Genomic DNA, 22,524 nt, shown 5'->3' on the forward strand with positions numbered 1-22,524 from the left:
GTCGGTCTCGGCAGCCCGGTGAGCACCCCATGCGCATGCGGCAGTGCCACCTTCGTGTCAGCGCACGGAACCGAGATAGCGCTGAACGGTTCGCCTGGAGCAACCAAGCACTTGCGCAATGTCGTTGATCCGCCATCCGTCTCGGCCCAGACGGATGGCCGTGAGAGCTCGGTCCGGCAGGGGCGTTGCACTCTTGGCAAGCCGGAGCATTGCCGCGATACGGTCGCGTTCTGCCGGGCCGAGGCCGCCGTACCAACCGTGACGGGCTTCCGGGTCCTCCGCCCGCAGCGCCAGGGCTAGGCACTCCAAGCGGCCCCCGCAGCCGACGCATACGGCCAAGGGACCCTCGGCGGGCCGCTCCCCGTCCTCGGGATGGTAGAGACTCACGTCCACGCCCCTGCAAGCCGCACGGACTGAGTCCCGGTGCTGAGACGACTGGATCAGATCGCGAAGCTCCTGTTCGCGGCCGACGAGGAATTGCAGGCTGTCCATCGAGTGCTCCAGCTCGTGGCCATGTCCGGTCCACAGTGAATAGCCAGGGTGAGCTCGGAACTGCCCGGCGCACCCACTTGATGTCTTCCGGGGTCACGCCCGGTGTGACGGCAAGCGGCAGCGGCTTGCGGTTTCGGCCCCGAGGTGTACCGGCTTCCCAAGCAAAAGCCCGGAAAGCCGGCGTTGCCGCCCTCGCCCTGGTCGGGTGGGTGGGCCTCACCGTTCACCCGCGTCGCGGCTCCCGGCACGCGGCCGGGTTTCTATGCCTATCCGGAGAACTCCGGGGGCGAGCGATTCAAACGACCTCGTCCTGAGGCGGCGAATCTTCATCGGTCGACTGACCGTCGAACTCGTCGTCCGATTCCTCGGCTTCCTCGTCGTCACGGTCCGCATCGAGGTCGTACGGGTCCTCGGCGATAATCCCGTGTCGCTGGACACTCCGCTGTTGCCAGACAGGCAGCTTGAATAGGACGTCCTGCAGGACGTTTCGCCACGCCTCACAGTCGGCTCGGTCGGCGCCCAGCGAATCGATAGCACGGGTCCCATCGTCGGACCTGACCGCCTCCACGACCTTAACCGCACCCTCGACCGCCTGGATCGAAGTGGCCAGGTCATGCAGGGCATTCCCGAGAATCTCAGCCGCGTTCCGAGGGGCCGGTGTGGGTGATGGACCTTCGCCGGCGGGTGGGAAGGTTCGGCGGAGGTCCGCGTCGGTGACGAGGATGTCGCGGCCGTCGTCGTTCTGAGTGACCCGTCCTGTCTCGTCCACCTTGCGGGTCCTGCGCCCCGCCGCAGAGTCGAGGAGCGTCTGCTTCAGCTGGTGCACACCGTGCTGGGTACTGCGCATACGGTCGATGACCTCGCCTGGGTGCCGCCGATCGGGTTGATCGTTGTTGCTTGAGCCACGGTCACCCGTGAGCTGGCCGTTGATCACCAGGGGATAGGCGCTGCGGGCCGCGAGTTCCCGGGTCGCCGCGCCTGGCTCCCCCTTTGCCACCTCCTCAAGTGCGGCTTGGGCCAGCTCCTCCGTCCCACGGAAAGTGGCCTCCCAGTCCTTGGCCAGCTCACCCGGGAAGGCCGACTTCAGGTACTTCCGCATCCGTTCCCGCCTGCGGGAGTCCTCTTCCGAAACCGAGCGCATGACCAGAGAGGAAGCAACGTCGAGTAGCAGCTTGGTGGTGATGTTCTTGCGGGTGCTCTGTCCGGTGATGGCGACCCGCACAGCAGCGTGGATCGTCTGATTACGCTCGGCGAAGAGCCGGACAATTGCCGCCGCCCGGACGGACGGGTCGTCGTTGAATCCGGCCGCCATCGCCTGGTCGGGGGTCAGGGCACCGCGTAGCCAGTCGGCCTTGGCAGGAGTGATCAGTTTCCGCCGTTCGATCTCGTCCACCACGGCGTCGGCGAGGGCCTCGTTCTCTGCGGCTTCACCCCACGGCTTCGGGGAGTCGACGTGCCGAAGTGCGACCAACGACTTCACTGCGACTCCGAAGTCAGCGGTGGTGCCGTCATGCGGCTCGAAACCGACCAGCAGAAGCGCCGGAAGCCGTTCGCAACGCACGGTGACCGCCACCTCGGGGTCAACCTGTGCCGGGTCGCCTGCGGTCGTGATCGCCGCGTTGAGCTTGCGGATGTGGGAACGCAGCTTCGCCGTGTCCCGCAGGTACGGAACGTCGGCGGACCTGAGGTCGAGCAGGTCGTGGGCGCACGTCACTCGGCTCGACCCCTCGACCGTGACCGGAACCGTTACCCCGGGTGTGCTGTCCTCGTGCTGAAAAGCCGTCGCGGCCAGCCACACCTCTGTCATCACTCCCTGGTGACGGAGGGACTCGCGCCAATCGTTGTGGTCAAGCACGTACTCTTTGGACAGTTGTGCCGCCCACGCTAGGTGTTCCTGGTTCGCGAGCCTCTGCACGAGTTCCGGGCGACTCCCTGACGCCGCGATGGGCTCGGCCAACGGACGGAAGCGCGTGCTCTCGCCAGTGCCGATCAGGTTCGAGGCCGGGTGCCGGCGCGACGGACCGATCCGCGGGTTTCGCGGGTCTGGGATGATATACCGCGCCCATACGTCAGCCCGGATGGCCAGGATCACGCCGCCGGGCACCCGCAGCCGCTCGGGGACTCTGCCGCCCGGCGGGCAGCAGAGGGGTCGACGACAGCCTGCGCGAGCGCCAACGCTGCGGGCTCGCCCATGGTGAAGTGCTCGATGAGTTTGTCGGCAAGCTTCCGTGCTGCGGTCGCCAATGCAGGCAGGGGCAGCGCTTCGACAGGGCGGGGCAGTACGGTCTCGCCCGCGCCGGATGATGGCTCCATCAGGTGTTCTCCGATCTTCGTCCCGGGGTCCATCCAGGCACGCACCTGGACGCCGTGGTCGTCCAAGGAGATCGGTCACGCTGTTTCCCGTTCTCCCCCTCAGCTCGCCCGGGCAAGACCCGATGTGTCCGAGACGGCATCAGCACGCTCGACCGCACTTCCGAGACGTACCGGCTTCGACTGCCGGCGTTGCCGCCCACCGCCAACATGGCGAAGGTGAGGAGCTTGAGTCCGCTGATGTGACTGCCCGAAAACGCTAGCAGCAGGGGTGACACCCTCTCAGAGTCCCTTGGTTCCACACCCGTTGGGCGCACAATTGTGGTAGGTGGTTTTCGCGGGAACAGGGCTTCTTTGCCGCGGCTCATGACGACAGCGAGGTCCCACCGAGTGGTGTGGTCTTGCGGATCCCGTCGGCCCGGATGCCCTGTGGCCGATCGGCGCGGCCGAGCGACCATGGCAGCTTTGTGAGCCCGCCAGAGCGGCGCCCACAATGATCGATTTTCATCCTGAATTCGCAGGTCGGGCCGCTGGTGTGGGTGGCGATTGACGCGCTCGCGCTGCTCTCGGCCGTGATCGTTAGCAGGTGATCATCTGCCACGGGCCGGTTCGCGGATTCTGGGGTGGCGCATCCGGGCGTCTCGTAGGTTCCGCAGCGGGAGGGAGGCGCATGGTGGACGTGCTGACGTGGACGATCGAGCGGCGGATGCGGCTGACGGAGCGGGCGGAGCTGCTGCGCAAGGAACTGGCGGAGATCGACGTCGAGCTGGGCCGGCTGGAGGCGGCCGAGGTGGTGTTCGGGCAGTGGGCCGAGGCGACGGACGGAGGAAGGCGGCCGTCGGGCATCGTGGAGCCGGAGCCGGAGCCGGAGCCGGAGCCGGAGCCGGAGCGGGTGGTGGTGGTGACGCCGGGGGCGGCCGGGATGCGGCTGGTTCCCGACCGTGAGGAGGGCATGGGGGTGGAGGTGCTGACGCCGGAGTACCGGCGGATCATGGAGATCGTGACGGCTGCGGCGGGGCCGGTGATGGCCAAGGACGTCGCGCTCGCGCTGGGCCGGGAGAACACCCCGGGGAAGGTCGAGCCGGTCCGAGGGCAGTTGCGCAAGCTGTCCGGCCGGGGCTGGCTGGCCCGGAACGGCTCCGGGCGCTATCTGCCGTGCTGACCACGCTGACGCCGGGCGGATCGGCCGGTTTCGGCCGTAACGTGAGGACCCCCGGCAGGAGTTGGCGCCTGTGTGAAGAAGCAGCCGCCCGCCGGGGGCTCTCCCGGTGTTGTCTACCAGGTCCGGCTTCCCGTGTCGAAGCGGACCGTCGATCTCGTCGCCGGACTGATACGCCGGCGCCGCAAGCAGCTGGGCACGCGCTGGCGCAAGGCCGCCCCCGGCACCCAGGCGATCGTCGTGCTCGCTGTCCTGCGTCACGACCAGCGCCTGGCCGACATGGCCGGCGGCAACGCGGTCTCGGCCGCCACCGTCCGACGCTGGGTCCTCGAAGTACTCGACCTGCTGGCCGCGAAGGCCCCACGTCTGGACCGCGCCCTGAAGAAGATCGCCCGTTCCGGCGGTGCGGTGGTCCTGCTGGACGGCACCCTGGTCCGCACCCGCCGCCGCACCGGGGCGGCCAACCGCAAGAACTACAGCGGGAAACACAAGGCCCACGGCCTGCTCTTCCTTGCTCTCACCGATGAGAAGGGCAACCTGATCTGGATCTCCTCGGCCCGTCCCGGCCGGGCCAGCGAGATCACCGCCGCCCGCCACGACCACATCACCGCGCATCTGCGCGAGGCCGGCCTCGGCGCCCTTGCCGACCTCGGCTTCGTCGGACTGGACGACGACCCTGACGACAATCCCGTGATCATCACCGGCCGCAAGGCGACGCGCTCCCGCCGCCTCACCGACGCCGAGAGGGAGGCGAACCGGCTGGTCAGCCGCGAACGCGCCGCCGTTGAGCACGGCTTCGCGAACCTGAAGACCTGGCGCGTCCTGACCAAGGTCCGCATGAACGCCCGTCACGCCACCACCCTGCTGCGGGCCCTGCTCGTCCTAGCGAACTCCGAGGTCCGACGGTGACGAACGATCACCCCAAGACGATCAGGCCCTCGGCCTGCACGAGCACCCCGTCACGGACTCACACCAGTACCGCGACCTGCGAATTCAGGGTGAAACGATCTCAATGGTGATCTGAGCCCGCTGGTCGAGTGCCATGGCGCCAAGGATTCGTGTGAGCTGATACGGCGGGTCAGACGGACTCGGCGGTCGTTGGCTGATGCCCCGTTGGGAGCCACCTGGGAGCCGACCCGCTCCCCGAGTCTCTTCAAGACCACCCGAGACCACCGCACCCCAACGCCCTGACCAGGCAAAACAGCAAACCACCCGGTGTCGATCACGCCCGAACCTCATTCGGGACGAAGAGGCCGTGGGTTCAAATCCCGCCACCCCGACTCCAAAGCAGCAGGTCAGGGCCACATACGGATCTCCGTACGTGGCCCTGAGCCGTTCCCGGGCGGCCTCCTGGGTGCCGTTCGGGTGCCGCCTGGAGAGGGCCGCGCGGGGGTCAGGGCCGGCGGCCGGGGGGCGGCTCAGGCGGGGCGGGCTTCGAGGTGGAGTTGGACGAAGGCTTCCACCTTGGCTCGGATGATCGCGGGGTCGAACGGTTTGACCAGGTAGTCGACGGCTCCCGCGGTGTAGCCGCGGAACATGTGCGACGGGTCGTGGTCCATGGCCGTGAGGAAGATGATCGGGATGTTGCGGGTGCGGGCCCGGCGCTTGATGTGCAGCGCCGTCTCGTAGCCGTCCATGTCGGGCATCTGGACGTCGAGCAGGATGACGGCGAAGCCGCCGCCGTCCAGCAGTGCCTTGAGCGCGGCCTGGCCCGAGTCGGCCGTCAAGATGTCGTGGCCCAGGCCGGCCAGCACGGCTGTCAGCGTGAGCAGGTTGGCCGGCTTGTCGTCGACGGCGAGAATCCGCGCGGGTGCGTCCGGGGACGTATGAGCCGCGGGCGTCCGCAACGTTGCGGCAGGGTCCGGCCCGATCGGCGCAAGGGCCGGCAACGGGCCTTCGGCGATGGCGAGTTGGCGTTCGAGGACATTGCACCTGGATTCGGCGAGCATCACCCGCAGCCGGGTCTCCTCCAGCTCGGCTTCCAGCTTCCTGACCTGGTCCTCCAGCCGTCCGCGCTCGGCGAGCAGGTCACCCGCGGCGCCCGCAGCGCCCGCCGCTCCCGGTTCGCCCAACGGCGGCCGGAGGTATGCGCGTTCGGCCGACCACTGCGCTTCCAGCAGGTTGAGGCGGACTTCGAGGTCGGCGATGCGGTGCTGGCGGTCCAGCAACGCGTCGCCCAGTACGTCCTCCTGCGCGGTGGCGCGGCGTGCCTCCCGGTCGGCGTCGGCCAGTTGGCGCTGCAGCACCTGGACGCCGTCGGCCGGCGCGGCGCCTGCCTGGACCGCGCGGCGGTGCAGCTCCCGTACGTGGTCCAGGGTCAGCGGCGTGGCCGCCGCGCCGTGGTCGGTGGCCAGATCGGCGAAGAGGTCGACGACGAACTCCCACGGCGGCACCCGCGTGCCGCCGAGGTAGCGCGAGACGGTCCCCGCGTCCCGGTAACGCCGCGCCGCGTACCGTCGCACGGATACCCGCAGCCCGGTGAAGAGGGTGCGCAGCGCCTGCGCGAACGCCCGGCAGTCGTCGTCCAGTTCATCGGCCAGCGGCCGTAATTCGCCCATCGGGTCGGTTCCTCCTGTCAAGGGTCGCGCGCCGTGGGCGTTTGCGCCCCGGGTTGTGCGGCTTCGGGTCGAGCGGCTCCGCGCCACGCCGTTCCGGGTCAAGCATGGGGCCGACGTTGCTCACTCGGGTCCGGTTCTCCCGATAAGTCGGTCGAAGAAGGGAACCGCCAGGCCGAAGGACCCGGCTCCGTAGAGCACGCACTGGGTCGGCTCGGTGCCGCCCACCGCGGACAGGACCCCGGCGCCCAGTCCGGTCAATAAGGCCAGGGTGAGGACGAGCGCCGCCCTGACCGACAACAACGGAGTACGCACCGACGACCTCTTCCCGCGACGGGGGCCGCCGCATGTGACTGCCCGGCCGATCGGCCCGACGGCATCCAGCCTGGCGGCCCGCAACAGTGTTGCGGGCCGCAACGGACCTCGTGGCGGTGGACGGCAACGACGGGGCAGCGCCACGGGCGAGGCGGGGTGGGCGGTGGGCGGTGGCTTCTCCTGGGGTGCGCTCAGCCGGCGCGAAGGCGCAGCCGTGGGACGGGTGGGTGATATGGGGTGGGAGTGGCGTGCATCACGAATATCAGACAAAAGGAACTTGTGGTTCCGCTTGTCCGTCTGATCCGGGGAGGCCGATCGGGAAAGGCGGGCAGGGTCCGGTATGGGCGAGGCATTGGGCGATGACCGGCGCCCGGCGCGGGACGCGGGAGCGGGAGCAGGCGGCACGGCACCGGATGGAGGTACGGGCGGCGCGGCACCGGGTGCCGGTGCGGGTATGGGTGCGGGCTCGGACGCGACGTGGGCGCTGCCGGCACCGACGTCGATGGCGTCGGCGCCGACGTCGGCGCCAGGGCGTGGCGCGGGCGGCGCGGGCGGCGGAACGGGCTCGGCCTCCCGCTCCGACTTCGACTCGACCTCCGGCTCCGGCTCCGGCTCCAGCAAGATCGACCGCTCCAGCGAGAGCAACGCCAAAGCCACCCTCGACCTCAGCGTTCCGCAGGTCGCGGGCAGTGCGGTCGCCGCGGTCGTCGCCGCCAAGCTCGCGTCCAACCTCGGCGTCTACGGCACGATCGTCGGCGCCGGCGTCGTCAGCGTCCTCGGCACCTGCGGCGGTTCGATCCTGCAGCACGTCTTCCGGCGTACCGGCCGGCACATGCAGGAGGTCGCCGTGCAGGCGCGCCCCGGCGTCCGCCGGATTCGCGGGCGGACGCGACCCGGCCCCGGACCCGACCCCGAGGCCGCCACCGCCACCAGCCCCGGCCCCGAGCCGGGCACCGCCACCAGCCCCAGCCCCAGCCCCAGCATCGACGCCCACCGTGACGCGGATCACGACACCGCGGCCCCCGCCTACGGCGCCCCGACCGCGTACCGCGCCGGCGAACGCTCCCGCACGCGCAACTGGAAGCGCCCCGCCGCAGCCGTCGCGCTCGCCTTCGGGCTGACCATGGCCGGCATCACCGGCTACGAGGCCATCGCCGGCGAGAACATCAGCGGCCACGGCCACGGCACGACCATCGGCAACGCCGTCACCGGCCACAGCTCGTCCGGCTCCGGCGGCGGTCCCGCCACCACCCCCACGCCGTCCGATACGAGCACGGGTACGGGCCCGGCCACCGGAGACTCGGGGAGCACGACGGGCTCCCCGTCCCAGAGCCCCGCCACCCCGCGGGGCAGCGACCCCAGCGGCCGCCCCGGCTCCGGCGTCACCACCCCCTCGACCCCGCGCCCCACGATCACCCCGTCCGCCGGCGGTGGCGGGAGCGCGAGCGAGGGCACGGGCTCCGGGGGCGGTACGGGCGCCGGCGCCCCGCGCACCACTGCCCCCGCCTCGCCGCCCGCGACGTCCGAGCCGTCGACCTCGCCCACCCCGACCAACGGCTTCGGCTCCTCGGCCCGTTGAGCCGGTCGCGGGCCGGGCCGTCGACAATCCACCGCCGCTCGGAGGCGGTTACGGCCTGCGTCCGCGCAGAGCGACCAGCTCGGCGAGTTCGGCGTCGCTCAGCTCGCTCAACGCCCCTTCTCCGGAGCCGAGTACGGCGTCGGCCAGCTCGCGCTTATGGGCCAGGAGCGCGGCGATCCGCTCCTCGACGGTGCCTTCGGCGATCAGCTTGTAAACCTGGACCGGCCGCGTCTGGCCGATGCGGTAGGCCCGGTCGGTGGCCTGGTCCTCGACCGCGGGGTTCCACCAGCGGTCGTAATGCACGACGTGGGCGGCGCGGGTGAGGTTCAGGCCGGTGCCGGCGGCTTTGAGGGAGAGCAGGAAGACGCGCTCGGCGCCGGACTGGAACGCGTCGACCATCTCCTGCCGCCGCCCGACCGGGGTGCCGCCGTGCAGGAACAGGCTGTTCACACCGCGCGCGGCGAGGTGGCGCCGCAGGAGCCGTCCCATCGCCACGTACTGCGTGAAGACGAGCACCGAGCCGTCGTCGTTCACGTCGCCGCCGGTGCCGAGCACGGTGTCGAGGAGATCGTCCAGCATGCTCAACTTGCCTGAGCGGCCTCGGAGTTCGGCGGCGTCCGGCGGTTCCTCCAGGAATTGCGCGGGGTGGTTGCACACCTGCTTCAGGCCGGTGAGGAGCCGCATCACCAGGCCGCGGCGCGCCATGCCGCTCGCACCCTCGATGTCCGCCATCGATTCGCGGACCAGCGCCTGGTAGAGCGAGACCTGCTCCCTGGTCAGCGGGACCGGGCGGTCGATCTCGGTCTTGGGCGGCAGTTCGGGCGCGACGCCGGGGTCGGACTTGCGGCGTCGCAGGAGAAACGGGCGTACGAGCGCGGCGAGTTGGCGCATCGCCCGCTCGTCGCGGTCGCCCTCGACGGCCTTGGCGTAACGGTCGCGGAACGCCCCCTGCGTGCCGAGCAGTCCGGGCGTCGTCCAGTCGAGCAGCGCCCACAGCTCGGAGAGGTTGTTCTCCACCGGGGTGCCGGTGAGCGCGACCCGGCCGCGCGCGGGGATCAGGCGCAGGGCCTGCGCGGTGTGCGCGTGGGGGTTCTTGACGTGCTGGGCCTCGTCGGCGACCACCAGGCCCCAGGTGCGGGAGCCGAGGCGTACGGCGTCGCGGCGCATGGTGCCGTACGTGGTGAGGACGAAGCCGCGCGCGCAGGCCGTGTCCAACTCCCGCCCCGCGCCGTGGAATCGGTGGACGGGCTCGGTCGGGGCGAAACGCCTGATCTCACGCTCCCAGGTGCCGAGCAGCGACGCGGGGCAGACCACCAGCGTGGGTCCCGCGGCGGCCGGACGTTGCGCGCGACGCAGGTGCAGGGCGATGAGCGTGACCGTCTTGCCCAGGCCCATGTCGTCGGCGAGGCACGCGCCGAGGCCGAGCGAGGTCATGCGGTCCAGCCAGTCCAGGCCGCGGAGTTGATAGCCGCGGAGGGTCCCGACCAGGGTGCTCGGCGGTCCGCTCGGGGCAGGGAGGAGACGTCCGATGCGGTCGTGGTCGGCGGGGTCTTGCCGTGCGGCGGGGGCGAGGCGGTCGGCGCGGGCGAGGGCGGTTCGGCCGGCGTCGGCGCTCGGGTCTGCGGCGGCCGGGTCGAGGTCTGCGGCGGCGATGTCAGCGGCGGCGGGAGCGGCAGCTCCGGTGACCGGGGACGTCGCCGCCGGCTCGGGCTCGGCGATACACGCGCGCAGCTCCTCCAGCGCCCCGCCCGCCACCACCGCGACCTGCTCGCCGTCGACGTCCACCGAGCCCGTCAACGCCGCGCCGAGCGCCTCGATCCCCGACAGCGAACGCGCTTTCCCCCGCCGCGTGGTGCGCAGACGCCGCGCCAACTCGCCGTCCACCACCACCCAGCGGTTCCGCAACCGCACCACCGGCCGGTGTGCCTGCACCAGCCGCTCCACCTCCGCCTCGGACAACGTCTCCTCGCCGAGCGCGACCCGCCAGCGGAAGTCCACGAGACCACCGGCGGAGAGGAAGGAGGGTGCCGACGAGGCCGTGCCCGTGACGGGGCCGCCGCGGCCTTCGCGCGCTGGTTCGAGGTACGCGCGCGCCGTCAGACCGCGCACCAGCTCCTTCGGCCAGTGCACCACGACGCCGACCGCCGCGAGGCGTCCGGCCGCGCCGCCGAGCAGTTCGCCGGCCTCGGCGTCGGACAGGTCGAGGCCGGTCGGCGCGACGGCGTCCAGCAGCCGCTCCGCCGGCGCCCAGACGCGTGCGGCTCGGCGCAGCGCCACGTGGACATCGGCCCGCGCGTGCGGCCCGAACGCTTCGGGCGCCGCAGCCTCGCCGGCCCACAGCTCGGCCGCGTCCGCGAACACCGTCGGCGCGGCGAGGCTGCGCAACTGGACCACGGCGCGGAACCGTACGCCGTCCGCCGTCCCGGCTCGGGACCCCGCGTCAGCCGCGTCAGCCGCAACGTCCAACTCCACCCGCAACGACACCTCGAGCCGGCCCATCCCCCGGTCGCGGCGCACCGGCCCACGGGGACGCTCGGCGATCGACCGGCCGGCCTCCGCACCCTCGGTACGCCGCCCCGCCGAGGGCGCCTGCCCCTGCTCGGCCAGGCGTACGGCCTCCGCGAGCGGTACGCGTGCGGGTCGCGGCCGGCGCGCGGACCCGGCCTGCGGCGCGGCAGCGGCGAACGTCGGCCCCCCGCCCAGGTGCCGCGCGGCCGGCGTCCGGGCGAGCGCATCGGCAACGGCGTCCAGGAAGGCGCGCAACAGCGACTCCGCGTCCCGGAGCGGACGCGGGGACCCGTCGCCCGGCAGCGAAGCACCCGCGTCCTCTCCACCCCCGACCCTCGCCGCACGCGCCACCGGACGAGCCGACGACACGACGCCCGCTGTCTCGCCCACGGCGAGCAGGCTGTCGGCATCCGGCGCCAGGCCCGGCGTCCCGCCCGCCCCCGGCGTCACCGCCCTCGCCCTGCCCGCGCTCGGCGTCCCGTCCACGTCGAGCACGCCGTCCGCATCCGGCGCCACGCCCCCGCGCGCGCCCACGCCCAGCACGCCGTCCGCGTCCGGCGCCGGCGCCGCCCGCTTCCACGCCCATGCCTCGACGGGCATCGCCGCCGCGAGCGCGGCCGCCTTCTCCTCCTCGCCCGGGTCCAGCGCCGCGACACGCCAGGCGTCGTGGCCCGCCGGGGTGACTCCGGCCACCAGCCGCCCTCGGGCGAGCAGGCTCAGCCCCATCGTGGCCGCCGCGCCCCAGTACGCCGTGCTCGCCGACGCCCGGCCGGTCGCGCCCAGCGCACGGCAACGCGTGAGCAGCGGCACGGCCAGTTCCACCGGCACGCAGACGGCCTGTGCGACCTGGCCGCCCGAGGAGACCTCACCGGTACCGGTACGGTCGACCGCGATCCCTACCGGCTCCACGCCCAGATCCGGCAGGTCGCCGGTCGGCGACCAGAAGGCGACGAGCCCGCGCCGCGGTGGGTCCGCCGGCAGGAACGCGGCCTCCCCCGAGGCCAGCGCCGGCAACGCGCCGAGGAGCAATTGGCGTTCCGGCACCGCCGGCTCCGTCGCGACCGCGCCGCCCCACGCGCCCGCTGTCTCCGCCTCCGCGTCGTCAGCCTCGTCCTGGCCTGTCTGACCGGCGGGTTCACCCCTCCCGTCGTCATCGCGTCTTGCCAACCGCACCTCCTCCCCGGAGCTCGTTTCCGGACTCGTTCCGAACTCGTCCACCTGCCGAACCGTCCGCGCGACCACCGGCCGGGCCGGCCACCGGCAATCCCGCGGAACGCCTTGCCGAGCAGACCGTCGTCCCCCGGCCCGACCTGGCTCCCCCAGGCTAACCGGAGGGTCTGACAACGCCGGTCACGTAGCGTCACCGACGGCACGCGACGCCCCCGGGGCGTCCACGACGCGGCGCCCGAGGCGTCCACGGCCGCGGTCGCGCGGTTCTCGCCCGCTGACCCACCTGGCCTGTCACGCCTGTTCCACCCACGTGGCCGGGCGGCCTCCGGCTTGCCTCTCACGCGGCGAGATCACGGGCTGCTGAAGTGGATCACGGCGTACGCGCCGCTGGTGCGCCACGTCCGGCCGCTCGCGTCGAGCCCGGCGACCGTTTGCGGGTCCAGTCCCACCGCGACGTCGCACTTCATCGTGCGCAACGCCACCAGCGGCCCCGGAAAGTACGACGTGAGCCGGGCGAACGGCGTGGTGGCCGGCCACGTCCGGTCGCCCACCAGGCGCCGGTAGTTGAGGTCGCCCTTGGCGATGGTCACCGTGGCGGCGGCCAGTTCGGCGCGCAGGTCGTCGGGCATGTCGGCGTACGGAAGCGGCGCGCACGCGAACGGATGTGCGCGCACGGTCAGCCGGCCGTGCGCCACCGCCTCCCGCAGCCGTGCGCCGACCCGGCCCGCGTGTCCCGGCGCCTGGGTGATGCGCCGCAGGCAGTCGGCCACGTCCGCGGTCGTCGCGTCGGACACGAAGTACGGGTACGGCTTCACGTGCAGCACGACCGCGGCCGCGCGACGGGTCTGCAGCAGGTGGTCGGCGAGCAGCAGGTCGGGGATCAACTCGCGGCCGGCGTTGTCGGCGAGCACGCAGACGGTCGCGGGCGCGGGCCCCGCGGGCGCTGCGTGACCCCCGGGCGGCCGGGGGTGTCGCAGGTGACGCCAGAGCGCGTCGCTGTCGTCGGCGACGACGCGTTCCGAGCCGGGGTCGGCCGCGGAGTGGGACGCGGCCCGGGAGGAGAGGCGGAAGCCCAGGTCGGCGCGGTTGCCCCACAGCGCTCCGGTGAGCAGGGCCCGGTCCTGCTCCTCGGGCGGCATCGCCGCCACCTCGTCCAGCGCGGCCAGCTCCTCCTCGACCTCGGGGCCGCTCAACTCCGCGCGCTTGAACGGCCCGAACGGATCGATGCCCTGCCACGCCCCGGGCCCGAAGTAGCCAACGGCCTCCAGCAGCCTGCGGTAGAAATAGCTCTCCGCCCACAGGAACGGCACCTCGTACCACGGCCGGCCCACGTGCTCCCGGCCCCATTCGGCCCACCGGTCCGCATCGTGCGACCCGGCCGGCAGCGGGGCGACGACGCCTCCGGCGATCTCCTCCAGCAGCGCGTCCAGCCTCCGCTGCTGCTCCGGCGGATACGCGGTGGCCTCGCGCACCTGCCGGATCAGCGCGGGATGCCGCTCCGCCAGTACCGACCGGGCGAACGACCCTTCCTCCGCGCCCGTGATCACCGCCGCGCCGGTGTCCTCACCCGCCACCCCGACCGCCTCCGTCCACTCCGTCCGAGTGTCCACTCCGTTTGACTGTCCACTCCGTCCGGCTGTCCGCCTCGGCCGCCCCGGCCTTTCGGACCTTCCTGACCGTCTCGGCGGCGTGGGACGTCCAGGCCCCGGCCGCCCGTTCCGCGGGCCGTACCACCGTAAGGGCCCGCCTGGTCGGACATGTGCGGCGGCACGGTGGGCGGCCGGTCCCCGAGCCGGGGTGTGGCGCCCGGGGCTACTCGGTTGTCGTGGTGACGGCCAGGGCGGCGTCGCGGACGTCGGGGTCGGGGTGGACGCGGAGGGTGCGCAGGCGGGCTCGCCACGCGGGGGGCCAGCCGGTGCGGACGCCGAGGGCGTGGGTGAGGGCGACGGCGAACAGGCCGGTGGCGTGGTGGGGGGTGGCGGTGAGGTGGTCGACGGCGGTGAGCAGAATCTCGGGCCGGCCGGGGCGGCGCGCGGTGGAGAGGCGGTGGCGGAGCGTCTCCGCGGTGCGTGCGGCCAGGGCCTGGCCTATGTGCAGGGTGGCCAACTGGTCCAGGGCCGCGTGGAGTCGGGTGGGCGGGGCGTCGAGGTCGAGGGCGGCGGCCTGGAGGCGGGTGCCGTGCGGGACGAAGTCGGGGGTCCGGGACAGCAGTTCGGAGGCGCGCAGTGCCGCCTCGCGGTGGTGGGCGGTCGCGCCCATCGTGGCACCGGCCGCCAGGCGTGCGACGAGGTGGTCGACCCGCTGACGTGCGGGGCGGTCCCGGTCGGCGTCCGCGTCGAGTCCACGGGCGGCGGCTTCGGCGTCCGCGGTCGTGAGCCGGGTGAGCGCGTCCAGCAGCGGAGCGTCGCCCTCGGGGGCGGCAGTCAGCGCGACCAGGCCGTCCGCCGCCGCCCGCCAGGCCGAACGCCGGTCCAGGTCGACCACCCTGGCCAGCAGCAACGCCGCCGCCTCGGGATACCACGGTGCCCAGCGGGCGAGTTGGGTCGTCGCGCTGTCTGCGGTCTCGGTGTCGCTGCTGTCCGCGACCCGGCCCACCAGGCGGGCGTAGGCGGGGCGGTCGCCGTCCTGAAGGTCGTACGGCTGGACGCGCAGCACAGCGGCCTGGACGACCGGTGGCCCGTCCACGGCGCGTTCCAGCAGCTGTCGGGCGGCGGGCGCGCGCAGGAGGCCGACGGCCGCCGGCACGCATGCGGCGCGTACGTCCGGATGCTGTCCGAGCAGCGCGTATGCCTCGGCCACGACGGCCGCGGCGGTGTCGATGGGCAGTCGGGAGGCGGCGAGCCGCACCAGTTCCTTGCGGCTGGTGACCTTGGCCGTCGGCGCGGCGGGAGCGTGGCCGGCTCCGGGAGTGCGGTCGGTCGCGAGGGCGCCACCAGCCGTGGGCGCGGTGCCGGGCGGGGCGACGGGTGTGACGCTGTCCGAGGAGGCCAGGATCTCGGTCGAGTGCGCGGCGCCGGGCGGGGCCGCGGGGCTGGTACCGGGGGTCGCGTCCGTCACCTCCGCGAGCGCCCCCGGCAACAGCACCGCGCGCAGTTCGCTTTCCAGCTCCGTCGGGGCGATGAACCGCGACACGCGTGTCGTCGCGTAGAGGGCGACGCGCGCACGGTCGTGGCCGGCGTGGGCCAGCAGCAGCGGGAGGGCGTCGGCCGGGCGGTCGGTCCAGGCGAGCGCGCCGAGTGCGGCTTCGGCGAGGACCGTGTCCGGGGAGCCGGCGTAGCGGCGGGCGATGTCCGCGCCGTGGGCGGGGATGGTCGCGGCCGCGCGGATGTGCGCCGCCCGGGTGTGCTTGGGGAGCGAGGCGTCATCGGCGGCGCGTGCCAGGAGACGTGCCGCGGCGGCCTGTTGGCGGGGCAGCCAGCGGGCGGAGTCGGCGACGGGCGGCAGCCAGCGGGAGTCGGCGACCAGGAAGCGGCCGTACGGCGGGGTGTCGCCGAGGACGATGTCGAGCAGGTCGGTGCGGCGGCGGGTGAGGACGCGCAGGACCGGGGCGAGGACTGCGGCGGAGCGGTCGACGTCCAGCACGCGTGCGACGCGCGCGTCCCTGGCGGAGGGGTCGTCCAGCCACAGGTCCACGGCTTGGCGGGCGGTGGTGACGCCGCCGGAGCGGAAGGCCTGCCACAGGAGTTCCTGCAGCTGCGGCATGTGGTGGGCGCGGCGGCCGAGGGCGCGGGCGAGCGACAGCGCCAGCGAGTGGTCCGCCTTTTTCGCGCCCGCGTCCAGCCAGGGCCGCAGCGCGTCGAATACCTGGAACTCCTGGCCACGGCGCAGCATGGTGTGGAGGCGGCCGAGGTCGGCGCCCCCGGTGTGTCCCGACAGGCGGGTCAACGTCGTCAACGCCCAGGCCACCAGCGGTTGTCCGCCGCCGACCGCGTGCTCGCGCAGCACCGCGAGCGCGAGGTCGGACAGTGCGCGCCGGGTGCGGTAGGAGCTGTCGCGGGCCTCGATCGCGTCGACGGCGATGCGGTCGAGCAGCGCGGTGTCCGCATCGGCGAACAGGCTCGGCGGGACCTTCGCGAGAGTGTCGAGGGCGGGCCCGCGGACCGGTTCCTGCTCGTTGCGCAACCGCTGCAGGTCCTCCAGCAGAGCGGCGACGGCCGCGGCCTCACCGGACCTGGCGGCGTTGCGGACCAGCAGCGGGTACGCCACCGCGCGGTCCTCGGCGGCCGGGCGGCGGGTCGCGGCCAGGAGCCGCGGCCGGGCCTCCGTGACCGGCAGATACGCGACAGGCGCGAGGGCCGCGTCCCAGGAGGCGCCGCGCTCGTCGGCCTGCACGGCCATCCGGCGTGCCTCGGCCTGTGCGCGCCGGCGTGGCAGTGCGTCGAGGACGGCGTCCGCGAGACTGCTGCGGCTCAGATCCTGCCCGGCGGTCACCGTGTCGTAGAACGCCTCGCGGCGCGACGGCGGCAGCGCTCGCAACAGAAGGACGAGGGAGTCCGGGGTGTCGCGCCACGCCCGGCCCAGGTCGGCCAGTTCGGGTGTCCCCGCGCGCGCGAGCCGCCCGAGTGCGCTGCGGGAGAACAGGCCGCGCGCGGGAGCGGTCGACCGGTCCGGCGCGGTGACCAGCGCGATCGTCCGCCCGGGAGCGGCCTTGAGGAGCACGCCGAGGCAGTCACGCACGGGCGCGGGCAGGTGCGGCGGGCAGTGCGCTTCCAGCAGGTCGAGGACGCGATGCGGGCGGGCCCTGGCGGTGGCGGCGAACACGTCAGCGTTGCGCGCCCACCATGTCGTACGCAACGGTGCCGGGAGGTCGGCGAGTTGGCGGGCGACCTCGTCGAGCAGCAGGTCGGGGTGGGCGCGGCCGAGTGCGTGCCACCGGGTGACCGCGGGGAACAGCCGCGGCAGCAGGACCCGTACGGTCTCCGCTCCGCAGGCCGGCAGCAGCCGCGCGGCCTCCTCGTCGCCCCACGTGTCCGCCAGCGAGGCGACCAGCCGCTCGGCGAGAGCGCTGCGGCGGCCGGCCACGACCGCTCTCGCGATGCGCCGGCGTACCGCGGCCGGGGCGTCCCGCATGGCCCGTTCGAGCGCGTCGTCACTGATCGGAAGGCTCGACGCGGCGCTGAGCGCGGTGGCGCGCACAGCGGCGTCGGGGTCGGTGAGACGTGCCTCAAGAAAGTCGACGTCGCCGACGATCGTCGCGGCCACGACCGCGAGCCGGCGTCCGTACGGGTCCCGGACGTCCAGCTCGTCCAGATACGGCCGGATCCCGCTCGCGTCCGCGGTGTCTCCGGCCTGTTCGCGCGCCAGCTCCCGTGCCCATACCGCGAGCGCTCGTGCACGCGCGGGATAGGCAAGCGGATCGAGCGCGGCGTACAGCGCGTCCACGACGGCACGAGGACCGCCGGACCGCCGCCCGGCACGCGCACGGCCGAGGCCGATGCGCCCACCGAGGCCGCCACGATCGCGCGGATCACGGGAAGCGCCGGCGTCGCGCCGAGCGCGGCGGTCACGCGGCTCACCCGCGTTGCTGGGGTACTGCTCACGACTGGACATGCGAGACATTGTGCTGCGCACCGCCCGCCGAGCCGCACAAGTTTTCCACAGGCTCCGTCGTACGGTCCTATCAACCGACACAACGCTCGACCGCGCCCGCCCCCGCCTGTCCGGCCCGACCGCCCGCCACCCGGACGCTCGCGGCCCCGACCACCGCATCGCCCGACCACCGCATCGCCCGACCACTGCGTCGCCCGACGACCGCCCCCCGCCCGGTCACCGCGCCTCTCACTCCGCGGCCGTCGCCCGCGTGAGGTACACATGGGCGAACGGGGAGACCCGCGGGGAGGAGACCGACGTGAGGCGTGCGGCGACTGGCGCACTGGTGGGGTTGGCGATCGGGGACGCGATGGGCTTCCCGACCGAGTTCAACGGCATGGCGGAGATCGCGGCGAAGTCCGGTCCTTGGCGCGAGATGACGCTGCCGCTCGCCTGGGGGCGGGCGTACGTCACCGACGACACGCAGATGACGCTGGCACTGGGCGAGGGGCTGGTCGCGGCGCTGGCCGAAGGGCCGTTGACACCGGAGCGCATGGAGTGGCCGGTGCGGGAGCGCTTCGTCGCCTGGAGCGTCTCACCGGACAACAACCGCGCGCCCGGAGCCACCTGCCTGCGCGCGTGCGAGGCGCTCGGCGCCCGCGGCCCCTGGCAGGAGGCGAGCCAGATCGGTTCCAAGGGCTGCGGCGCGAACATGCGGGTCGCGCCGCTGGGCCTGGTGCCCGGACTGGACGAGGAACAGCAGGGCGGCGCGGCCCAGTTGCAGGCCGCCCTCACCCACGGCCACCCCACCGCGCTCGCCGCCGCCGATCTGACGGCCCACGCCGTACGGCTGTTGGCCGCGGGCGTCGCGCCCGCCGAACTGCTGCCCGCGCTCACCGACCACGCCCACCGCAATCGCGACCGCTACCGCGTCGAGTGGCTCGGCGACCTGGTCTCCCACGCGCACGACGCGGACCCCGCGGCCTTCGCCGCGCGCGGCTGGGACGAGTGCCTGACCGCGCTCGACCGCCTCGCGGCCGCGCTGCGCTCGCCCGACGTCGAAGCCGATCCGTGCGAGGCCACAGGCGCCGGATGGATCGCCGAGGAGGCGCTGGCCACCGGTCTGTACTGCTTCCTCCTGCTGCCCGACGACGCGGCGGCGGTCGTGCGCCGGGCCGCGTACTCCTCCGGCGACTCCGACTCCATCGCCGCCCTGGCCGGTGCCTTCGCAGGCGCTCACCTGGGCGCGGACGCCTGGCCGGCGGAGTGGGTCGAGGTCATCGAGTACCGGGACCGTCTGCTGGCCCTCGGCGCGGCCTGGGACGTCTGATCTGCGGACGCGTGCCGGTGGGCGCGCCGGAGGTCGGGCCGCGGACTCTAGCCGCGGCGGCGTGAGATCAGCAGCCAGGCTGCCGCGGCTGCGGCTGCGGCTGCGGTGATCGTCAGGGTGACCGCGGCGGTTCCGGCCGAGGCGCCGCCCGGGCGGTCCTCGGCGCGGGAGCCGCCGGCCGGTTCGTCGGCGGGGGCTTCGGGGCGGGACGCGGAGGCTCCGAAGCCCGCGTAGGGGCCTGCCTTGAGGAAGTCGCGGGCGCCTTGCACCGACAGCACGGACGCGAAGGACTGCAGGGAGCCGATCGAGGCCAGAGAGAGTCCGGAGCCGATCGAACCGATCGACAGGGAGGAGCCGATCGAACCGATCGACAGCGCGCTGCCCACCGAGCCGATGGACAGCACCGAGCCGACCGAGCCGATGGACAGGAAGGAGTCGTGCGACCACAGCGAGAGCGCGGAGGGCGCGGACGCCCTGGGGACGCCGGACGCACGGGTGGAGGCGCCGACTCCTGGTACCGGGTTCACGGTCATACCGTCATCCTGCCGTGCGCGGCCGCGGTTCGCGCCACATGGGCAACATCCGCGGCCCGTCCGGCAGGTCGACCGTCCGGCTGTCGAGGTGGAAGCCCAGGCGTTCGTACAGCCTGCTGCTGCGCACGCTGCTCGCCTCCAGATAGGCGTACCGGCCCTCGCGGTCGCAGCGTTCGAGCGTGCTGTTGATCAGTGCCGCTCCGACGCCCCGGCCGCGCTGGTCGGGCGACACCGCGATCAGCATCAGGTATTCGTGCGGGCGGTCGGCCGGGTGGTTCGCGTCGAGGATGAGGGAGATCTGCTCGACGCGCTCGTTGTCGGGGTCGACCGCCTCGCGCAGCGCACGCGCGGCGGCCCTGCCGGCGTCCTCGCCGTGGCCGCCTTGGGCGCCGCCGTCAACCGCGGCATCGGCGGCACCGGCGGCGTCCGGACCGGGCATCGAGAACCACAGTGCGACACCCGAGCCGTCCTCCGTCATGTCCACGTAGCCGTCCGCGAGTGCCGCGTCGAGGAACGCGCCCATCATCGTGCCGTGGTGGCGCCGGCGGCGCTCGGGGTCGGGGAAGATCCAGGTGCTCACCGGATCGTGGTAGAACCCCTCGTCCAGCAGCCGCGTCAGCGCCTCGCGGTCGCCTTCCCCTGCCCTGCGGATCGCCACACCCATCGCCGCCTTCCCGCCCTTCGTGCGCTTCGATGCCGTCCCGAACGGCCGACGGTCCGTCGGCGCCGTTCAACCGATCATGTGCGTACGGCGGTTGCAGCCTAGACGCTACGGCCGGAGGGCGCTCCCGCGCGCGGGAGCGCCCTGTCCGCAGCCGCATCTGTGAGGGCGTCATCTGTGAGGGCGTCGGTTCGCGCCTCCAGGGCGTGCAGCACGGCGACCATGTCCGCGTCGGCGAGGCCCAGGCCGACCGTCTCGGCGAAGAGCGCGTGGCACACGTCGAGCAGTGGCGACGCCAGGGCGGCGTCCCGGGCCGCCTCGGCGATCAGCCTGTTGTTCTTGAGCACGTCGAGCGCCGCCGCCTGGACGGAGAAGTCGCGGTCACGCAGTTTCGGCGCCTTCATACGGGAGACGCCGCTCGCCATCGGCCCCGCGTCCACGACGGCGAGGAAGCGCTCGCGGTCCAGCCCGTGCCGGTCGGCGAAGTGGAACGCCTCGGTGAGGCCGGTGACCATGGTGATCAGGAACAGGTTCACGGCCAGCTTCATCAGCAGACCGGAAGGCGCGGCCGTGCCGCACACGAACGACTCGCGGCACATCGGCGCCAGCAGCGGCCGTACCTGCTCGACCGCGTCGGGCGGCCCGGCCAGCATCGCGACCAGCGCTCCTGCCTCCGCCGGCACCCGCGAACCGGAGACCGGGCACTCGACGTACGTCCCGCCCGCCGCGCGCACCCGCGCCTCCAGGTCGCGGGACCACCCGGGCGCGGTGGTGCCCATGTGCACGACGACGCGGCCGCGGACGCTCGCCGGGGAGCCGCCGAGGACCTCGCCCAGGACCTCGTCGACGGCCTGCTCGTCCGCCAGCATCAGCAGGACGACGCCGCAGCGCCGGAACACCTCCGCGGGCGTCGCCGCCACGTGGGCGCCGGCCGCGCGCAGCGGCTCCGCGCGGGCGGCCGTGCGGTTCCACACGGTGAGCGGGGTGCCGGCGCGCGCGAGGTTGAGGGCCATCGGGAACCCCATCACGCCGAGCCCGAGGAAGCCCACCTCGACCGCGGAGCCTGATGCGACGGGGTGTGCCTGCTCCTGCCGGCGTGCCTGCTCCTGCCCGTCCGCCTGCTCATGCGGGTGTGCCTGCTCATGCCGGTCCGCGTGCTCATGCCGACCTGACTCCTCATGCCGGTCCGGCTGCCCGCCCGGTCCCGACTGCCCGCTCGGGTCCGGTCCTGTGACCTGTCCGTTCACGTCCGCCGCTCCTGCCGCTCGCCCAGGCGCGCGGCACCGCGCCGTGGTGCCGCCTTGCCGATTATGACGGTCGTCATAATACTGGTCGCTATGACGACGGTCATAGAGGGTGCGCAAGCGGCGGACACGGCCGCCGCCCGAGCGGCACCGCCGCCGGCGGCGGCACAGGAGGGCGGGGGCCGCGCCCGGCCCGGCGTCCGCATCGCCGACGTGGGTCCCGGGGACCGGGCCGCCTTGGACGCACTTTTCGCACGCTGCTCACCGGAGACCGTGCGGTTGCGCTTCTTCGGCTTCCAGCGCGTCTTCCCCGAGGAGTACGCCGACGCCCTGTTGGCGGGCCGCCCCGAGGAGCACGACGCGGTGCTCGCGTACACGGCCCCCCACCACGGCGACGGCGCGGAATCGCTCAGCAGCGCGGTGCCGTACGCCTGCGGTGACGCGCATCCCGTGGGGCTCGCGAGCCTCGCCGCCGTGCCCGGGGCCGGGCCGCCCGCCGCCGAACTCGGCGTCCTGGTGTGTGACGGGTGGCAGCGGCAGGGTGTGGGTTCGGCCCTGGTCGCCGCTCTGATCGCGCGGGCGCGGGAGCGGGGCGTCGTGGCGGTTTCGGCGTCGGTGCTGCCAGGGCGTACGGCGCTGCTGCGGGCCATGACGCGGAGGCTGGCAACGCTCGTCCTGGTGGCGCCGCCTCCTCCCGCGCACGAGCCGCCGTTCACCTCGCCGCCACCTGCCGCGCCGGTCTCGTACGCGTGGACCGACGGCAGCCTGACCGCCGTCTATAGGCTGAGCGAACCGTTTCCGCAGGACCGCCGGACTTCAGGTCCGGGCCCGTGGCACAGCAGTCGGCAGGAGCCGAGCCCGTACGCGTAGGGAGGTCGTGATGGCGAAGCCCGAGGGGCGGGCCGCGTCCGCAGGCGACGCGGCCGGGGTGACTGCCGCGGCTGATGCGGCTGATGCGGCCGATACGGCTGATGCGGCTGATACGACCGAGGCAGCCGACGCCAGCAGCGCGCCCGGCCCGGCCGACGCCGCGCGGACCGACGGCGCCCGGACCGGCCGCGCGCAGACGGGCCGCACGCCGACAGACCACACGCAGACAGGCCACACGCCGACAGGCCACACACGGACGGACCACGCGC

Annotated in this window: 15 protein-coding genes; 5 read left to right on the forward strand and 10 right to left on the reverse strand. The window is 73.5% G+C overall.

The features are described 5' to 3' along the window. Positions 1–57 precede the first annotated feature (57 nt). The 3 genes from VSR01_RS37805 to VSR01_RS17770 form a co-directional block, all read right to left on the reverse strand. Entirely contained in the window at positions 58–492 is a 435-nt protein-coding gene (locus VSR01_RS37805; RefSeq protein ID WP_045558105.1) for a WhiB family transcriptional regulator, read from the reverse strand. 295 nt (positions 493–787) lie between these two features. Continuing rightward, on the reverse strand, positions 788–2,584 hold the full coding sequence (locus VSR01_RS17765) for a hypothetical protein (RefSeq protein WP_326450203.1): 1,797 nt from the start codon (positions 2,582–2,584) through the stop codon (positions 788–790). Then, positions 2,581–2,871, reverse strand: coding sequence for a hypothetical protein (locus VSR01_RS17770; RefSeq protein ID WP_326450204.1), 291 nt, complete (start codon positions 2,869–2,871; stop codon positions 2,581–2,583). Before VSR01_RS17770 ends, VSR01_RS17765 begins: the two co-directional genes overlap by 4 nt. A gap of 601 nt (positions 2,872–3,472) precedes the next feature. On the opposite strand from VSR01_RS17770, the gene VSR01_RS17775 reads away from it, so the two are divergent. After that, a complete protein-coding gene (locus VSR01_RS17775) occupies positions 3,473–3,964 on the forward strand; it encodes a hypothetical protein (protein WP_326449366.1) in 492 nt (163 codons plus the stop codon). A 72-nt stretch (positions 3,965–4,036) separates the two neighbouring features. After that, a complete protein-coding gene (locus VSR01_RS17780) occupies positions 4,037–4,870 on the forward strand; it encodes a transposase family protein (protein WP_326449367.1) in 834 nt (277 codons plus the stop codon). Between the two features lie 509 nt (positions 4,871–5,379). Here VSR01_RS17780 and VSR01_RS17785 read toward each other — a convergent pair. After that, the gene (locus tag VSR01_RS17785; RefSeq protein WP_326450205.1) at positions 5,380–6,519 is read right to left on the reverse strand and encodes a response regulator; all 1,140 of its coding nucleotides are present in this window, start codon (positions 6,517–6,519) and stop codon (positions 5,380–5,382) included. Between the two features lie 766 nt (positions 6,520–7,285). Between VSR01_RS17785 and VSR01_RS17790 the strand changes: the two genes are divergently transcribed. After that, complete coding sequence (locus VSR01_RS17790) at positions 7,286–8,410, forward strand: hypothetical protein (protein WP_326450206.1); 1,125 nt, start codon at positions 7,286–7,288, stop codon at positions 8,408–8,410. A gap of 48 nt (positions 8,411–8,458) precedes the next feature. On the opposite strand, the gene VSR01_RS17795 is transcribed toward VSR01_RS17790, so the two are convergent. The 3 genes from VSR01_RS17795 to VSR01_RS17805 all read right to left on the reverse strand — a co-directional run bounded on the left by VSR01_RS17795 (position 8,459) and on the right by VSR01_RS17805 (position 17,470). Beyond that, positions 8,459–11,962, reverse strand: a complete 3,504-nt coding sequence (locus VSR01_RS17795; RefSeq protein WP_326450207.1) for a DEAD/DEAH box helicase — start codon at positions 11,960–11,962, stop codon at positions 8,459–8,461. A 476-nt stretch (positions 11,963–12,438) separates the two neighbouring features. Further along, a complete protein-coding gene (locus VSR01_RS17800; protein ID WP_442785480.1) occupies positions 12,439–13,698 on the reverse strand; it encodes a damage-control phosphatase ARMT1 family protein in 1,260 nt (419 codons plus the stop codon). A gap of 202 nt (positions 13,699–13,900) precedes the next feature. Beyond that, complete coding sequence (locus tag VSR01_RS17805; RefSeq protein ID WP_326450208.1) at positions 13,901–17,470, reverse strand: hypothetical protein; 3,570 nt, start codon at positions 17,468–17,470, stop codon at positions 13,901–13,903. A gap of 466 nt (positions 17,471–17,936) precedes the next feature. Here VSR01_RS17805 and VSR01_RS17810 point away from each other — a divergent pair, with 466 nt between their 5' ends. After that, complete coding sequence (locus VSR01_RS17810) at positions 17,937–18,947, forward strand: ADP-ribosylglycohydrolase family protein (protein ID WP_326450209.1); 1,011 nt, start codon at positions 17,937–17,939, stop codon at positions 18,945–18,947. 47 nt (positions 18,948–18,994) lie between these two features. Here VSR01_RS17810 and VSR01_RS17815 read toward each other — a convergent pair whose 3' ends face one another. From VSR01_RS17815 to VSR01_RS17825, 3 genes are all read right to left on the reverse strand, one after another. After that, positions 18,995–19,480: a hypothetical protein gene (locus VSR01_RS17815; protein WP_326450210.1), complete on the reverse strand. Its 486-nt coding sequence runs from the start codon at positions 19,478–19,480 to the stop codon at positions 18,995–18,997. A gap of 4 nt (positions 19,481–19,484) precedes the next feature. Then, positions 19,485–20,144: a GNAT family N-acetyltransferase gene (locus VSR01_RS17820; RefSeq protein ID WP_326450211.1), complete on the reverse strand. Its 660-nt coding sequence runs from the start codon at positions 20,142–20,144 to the stop codon at positions 19,485–19,487. 98 nt (positions 20,145–20,242) lie between these two features. Beyond that, positions 20,243–21,190: an NAD(P)-dependent oxidoreductase gene (locus tag VSR01_RS17825; RefSeq protein WP_326453696.1), complete on the reverse strand. Its 948-nt coding sequence runs from the start codon at positions 21,188–21,190 to the stop codon at positions 20,243–20,245. A 432-nt stretch (positions 21,191–21,622) separates the two neighbouring features. Between VSR01_RS17825 and VSR01_RS17830 the strand changes: the two genes are divergently transcribed. Then, on the forward strand, positions 21,623–22,255 hold the full coding sequence (locus VSR01_RS17830) for a GNAT family N-acetyltransferase (RefSeq protein ID WP_326450212.1): 633 nt from the start codon (positions 21,623–21,625) through the stop codon (positions 22,253–22,255). The last annotated feature ends 269 nt before the right edge of the window (positions 22,256–22,524 follow it).

This window comes from Actinacidiphila sp. DG2A-62 (assembly GCF_035825295.1).
GTDB lineage: Bacteria > Actinomycetota > Actinomycetes > Streptomycetales > Streptomycetaceae > Actinacidiphila.

Coding starts and splice junctions, on each gene's coding strand:
- VSR01_RS37805 (WP_045558105.1), bottom strand. CDS start 492: ATGGACAGCCTGCAATTCCTCGTCGGCCGCGAACAGGAGCTTCGCGAT.
- VSR01_RS17775 (WP_326449366.1), top strand. CDS start 3,473: ATGGTGGACGTGCTGACGTGGACGATCGAGCGGCGGATGCGGCTGACG.
- VSR01_RS17785 (WP_326450205.1), bottom strand. CDS start 6,519: ATGGGCGAATTACGGCCGCTGGCCGATGAACTGGACGACGACTGCCGG.
- VSR01_RS17790 (WP_326450206.1), top strand. CDS start 7,286: ATGGGTGCGGGCTCGGACGCGACGTGGGCGCTGCCGGCACCGACGTCG.
- VSR01_RS17815 (WP_326450210.1), bottom strand. CDS start 19,480: ATGACCGTGAACCCGGTACCAGGAGTCGGCGCCTCCACCCGTGCGTCC.
- VSR01_RS17820 (WP_326450211.1), bottom strand. CDS start 20,144: ATGGGTGTGGCGATCCGCAGGGCAGGGGAAGGCGACCGCGAGGCGCTG.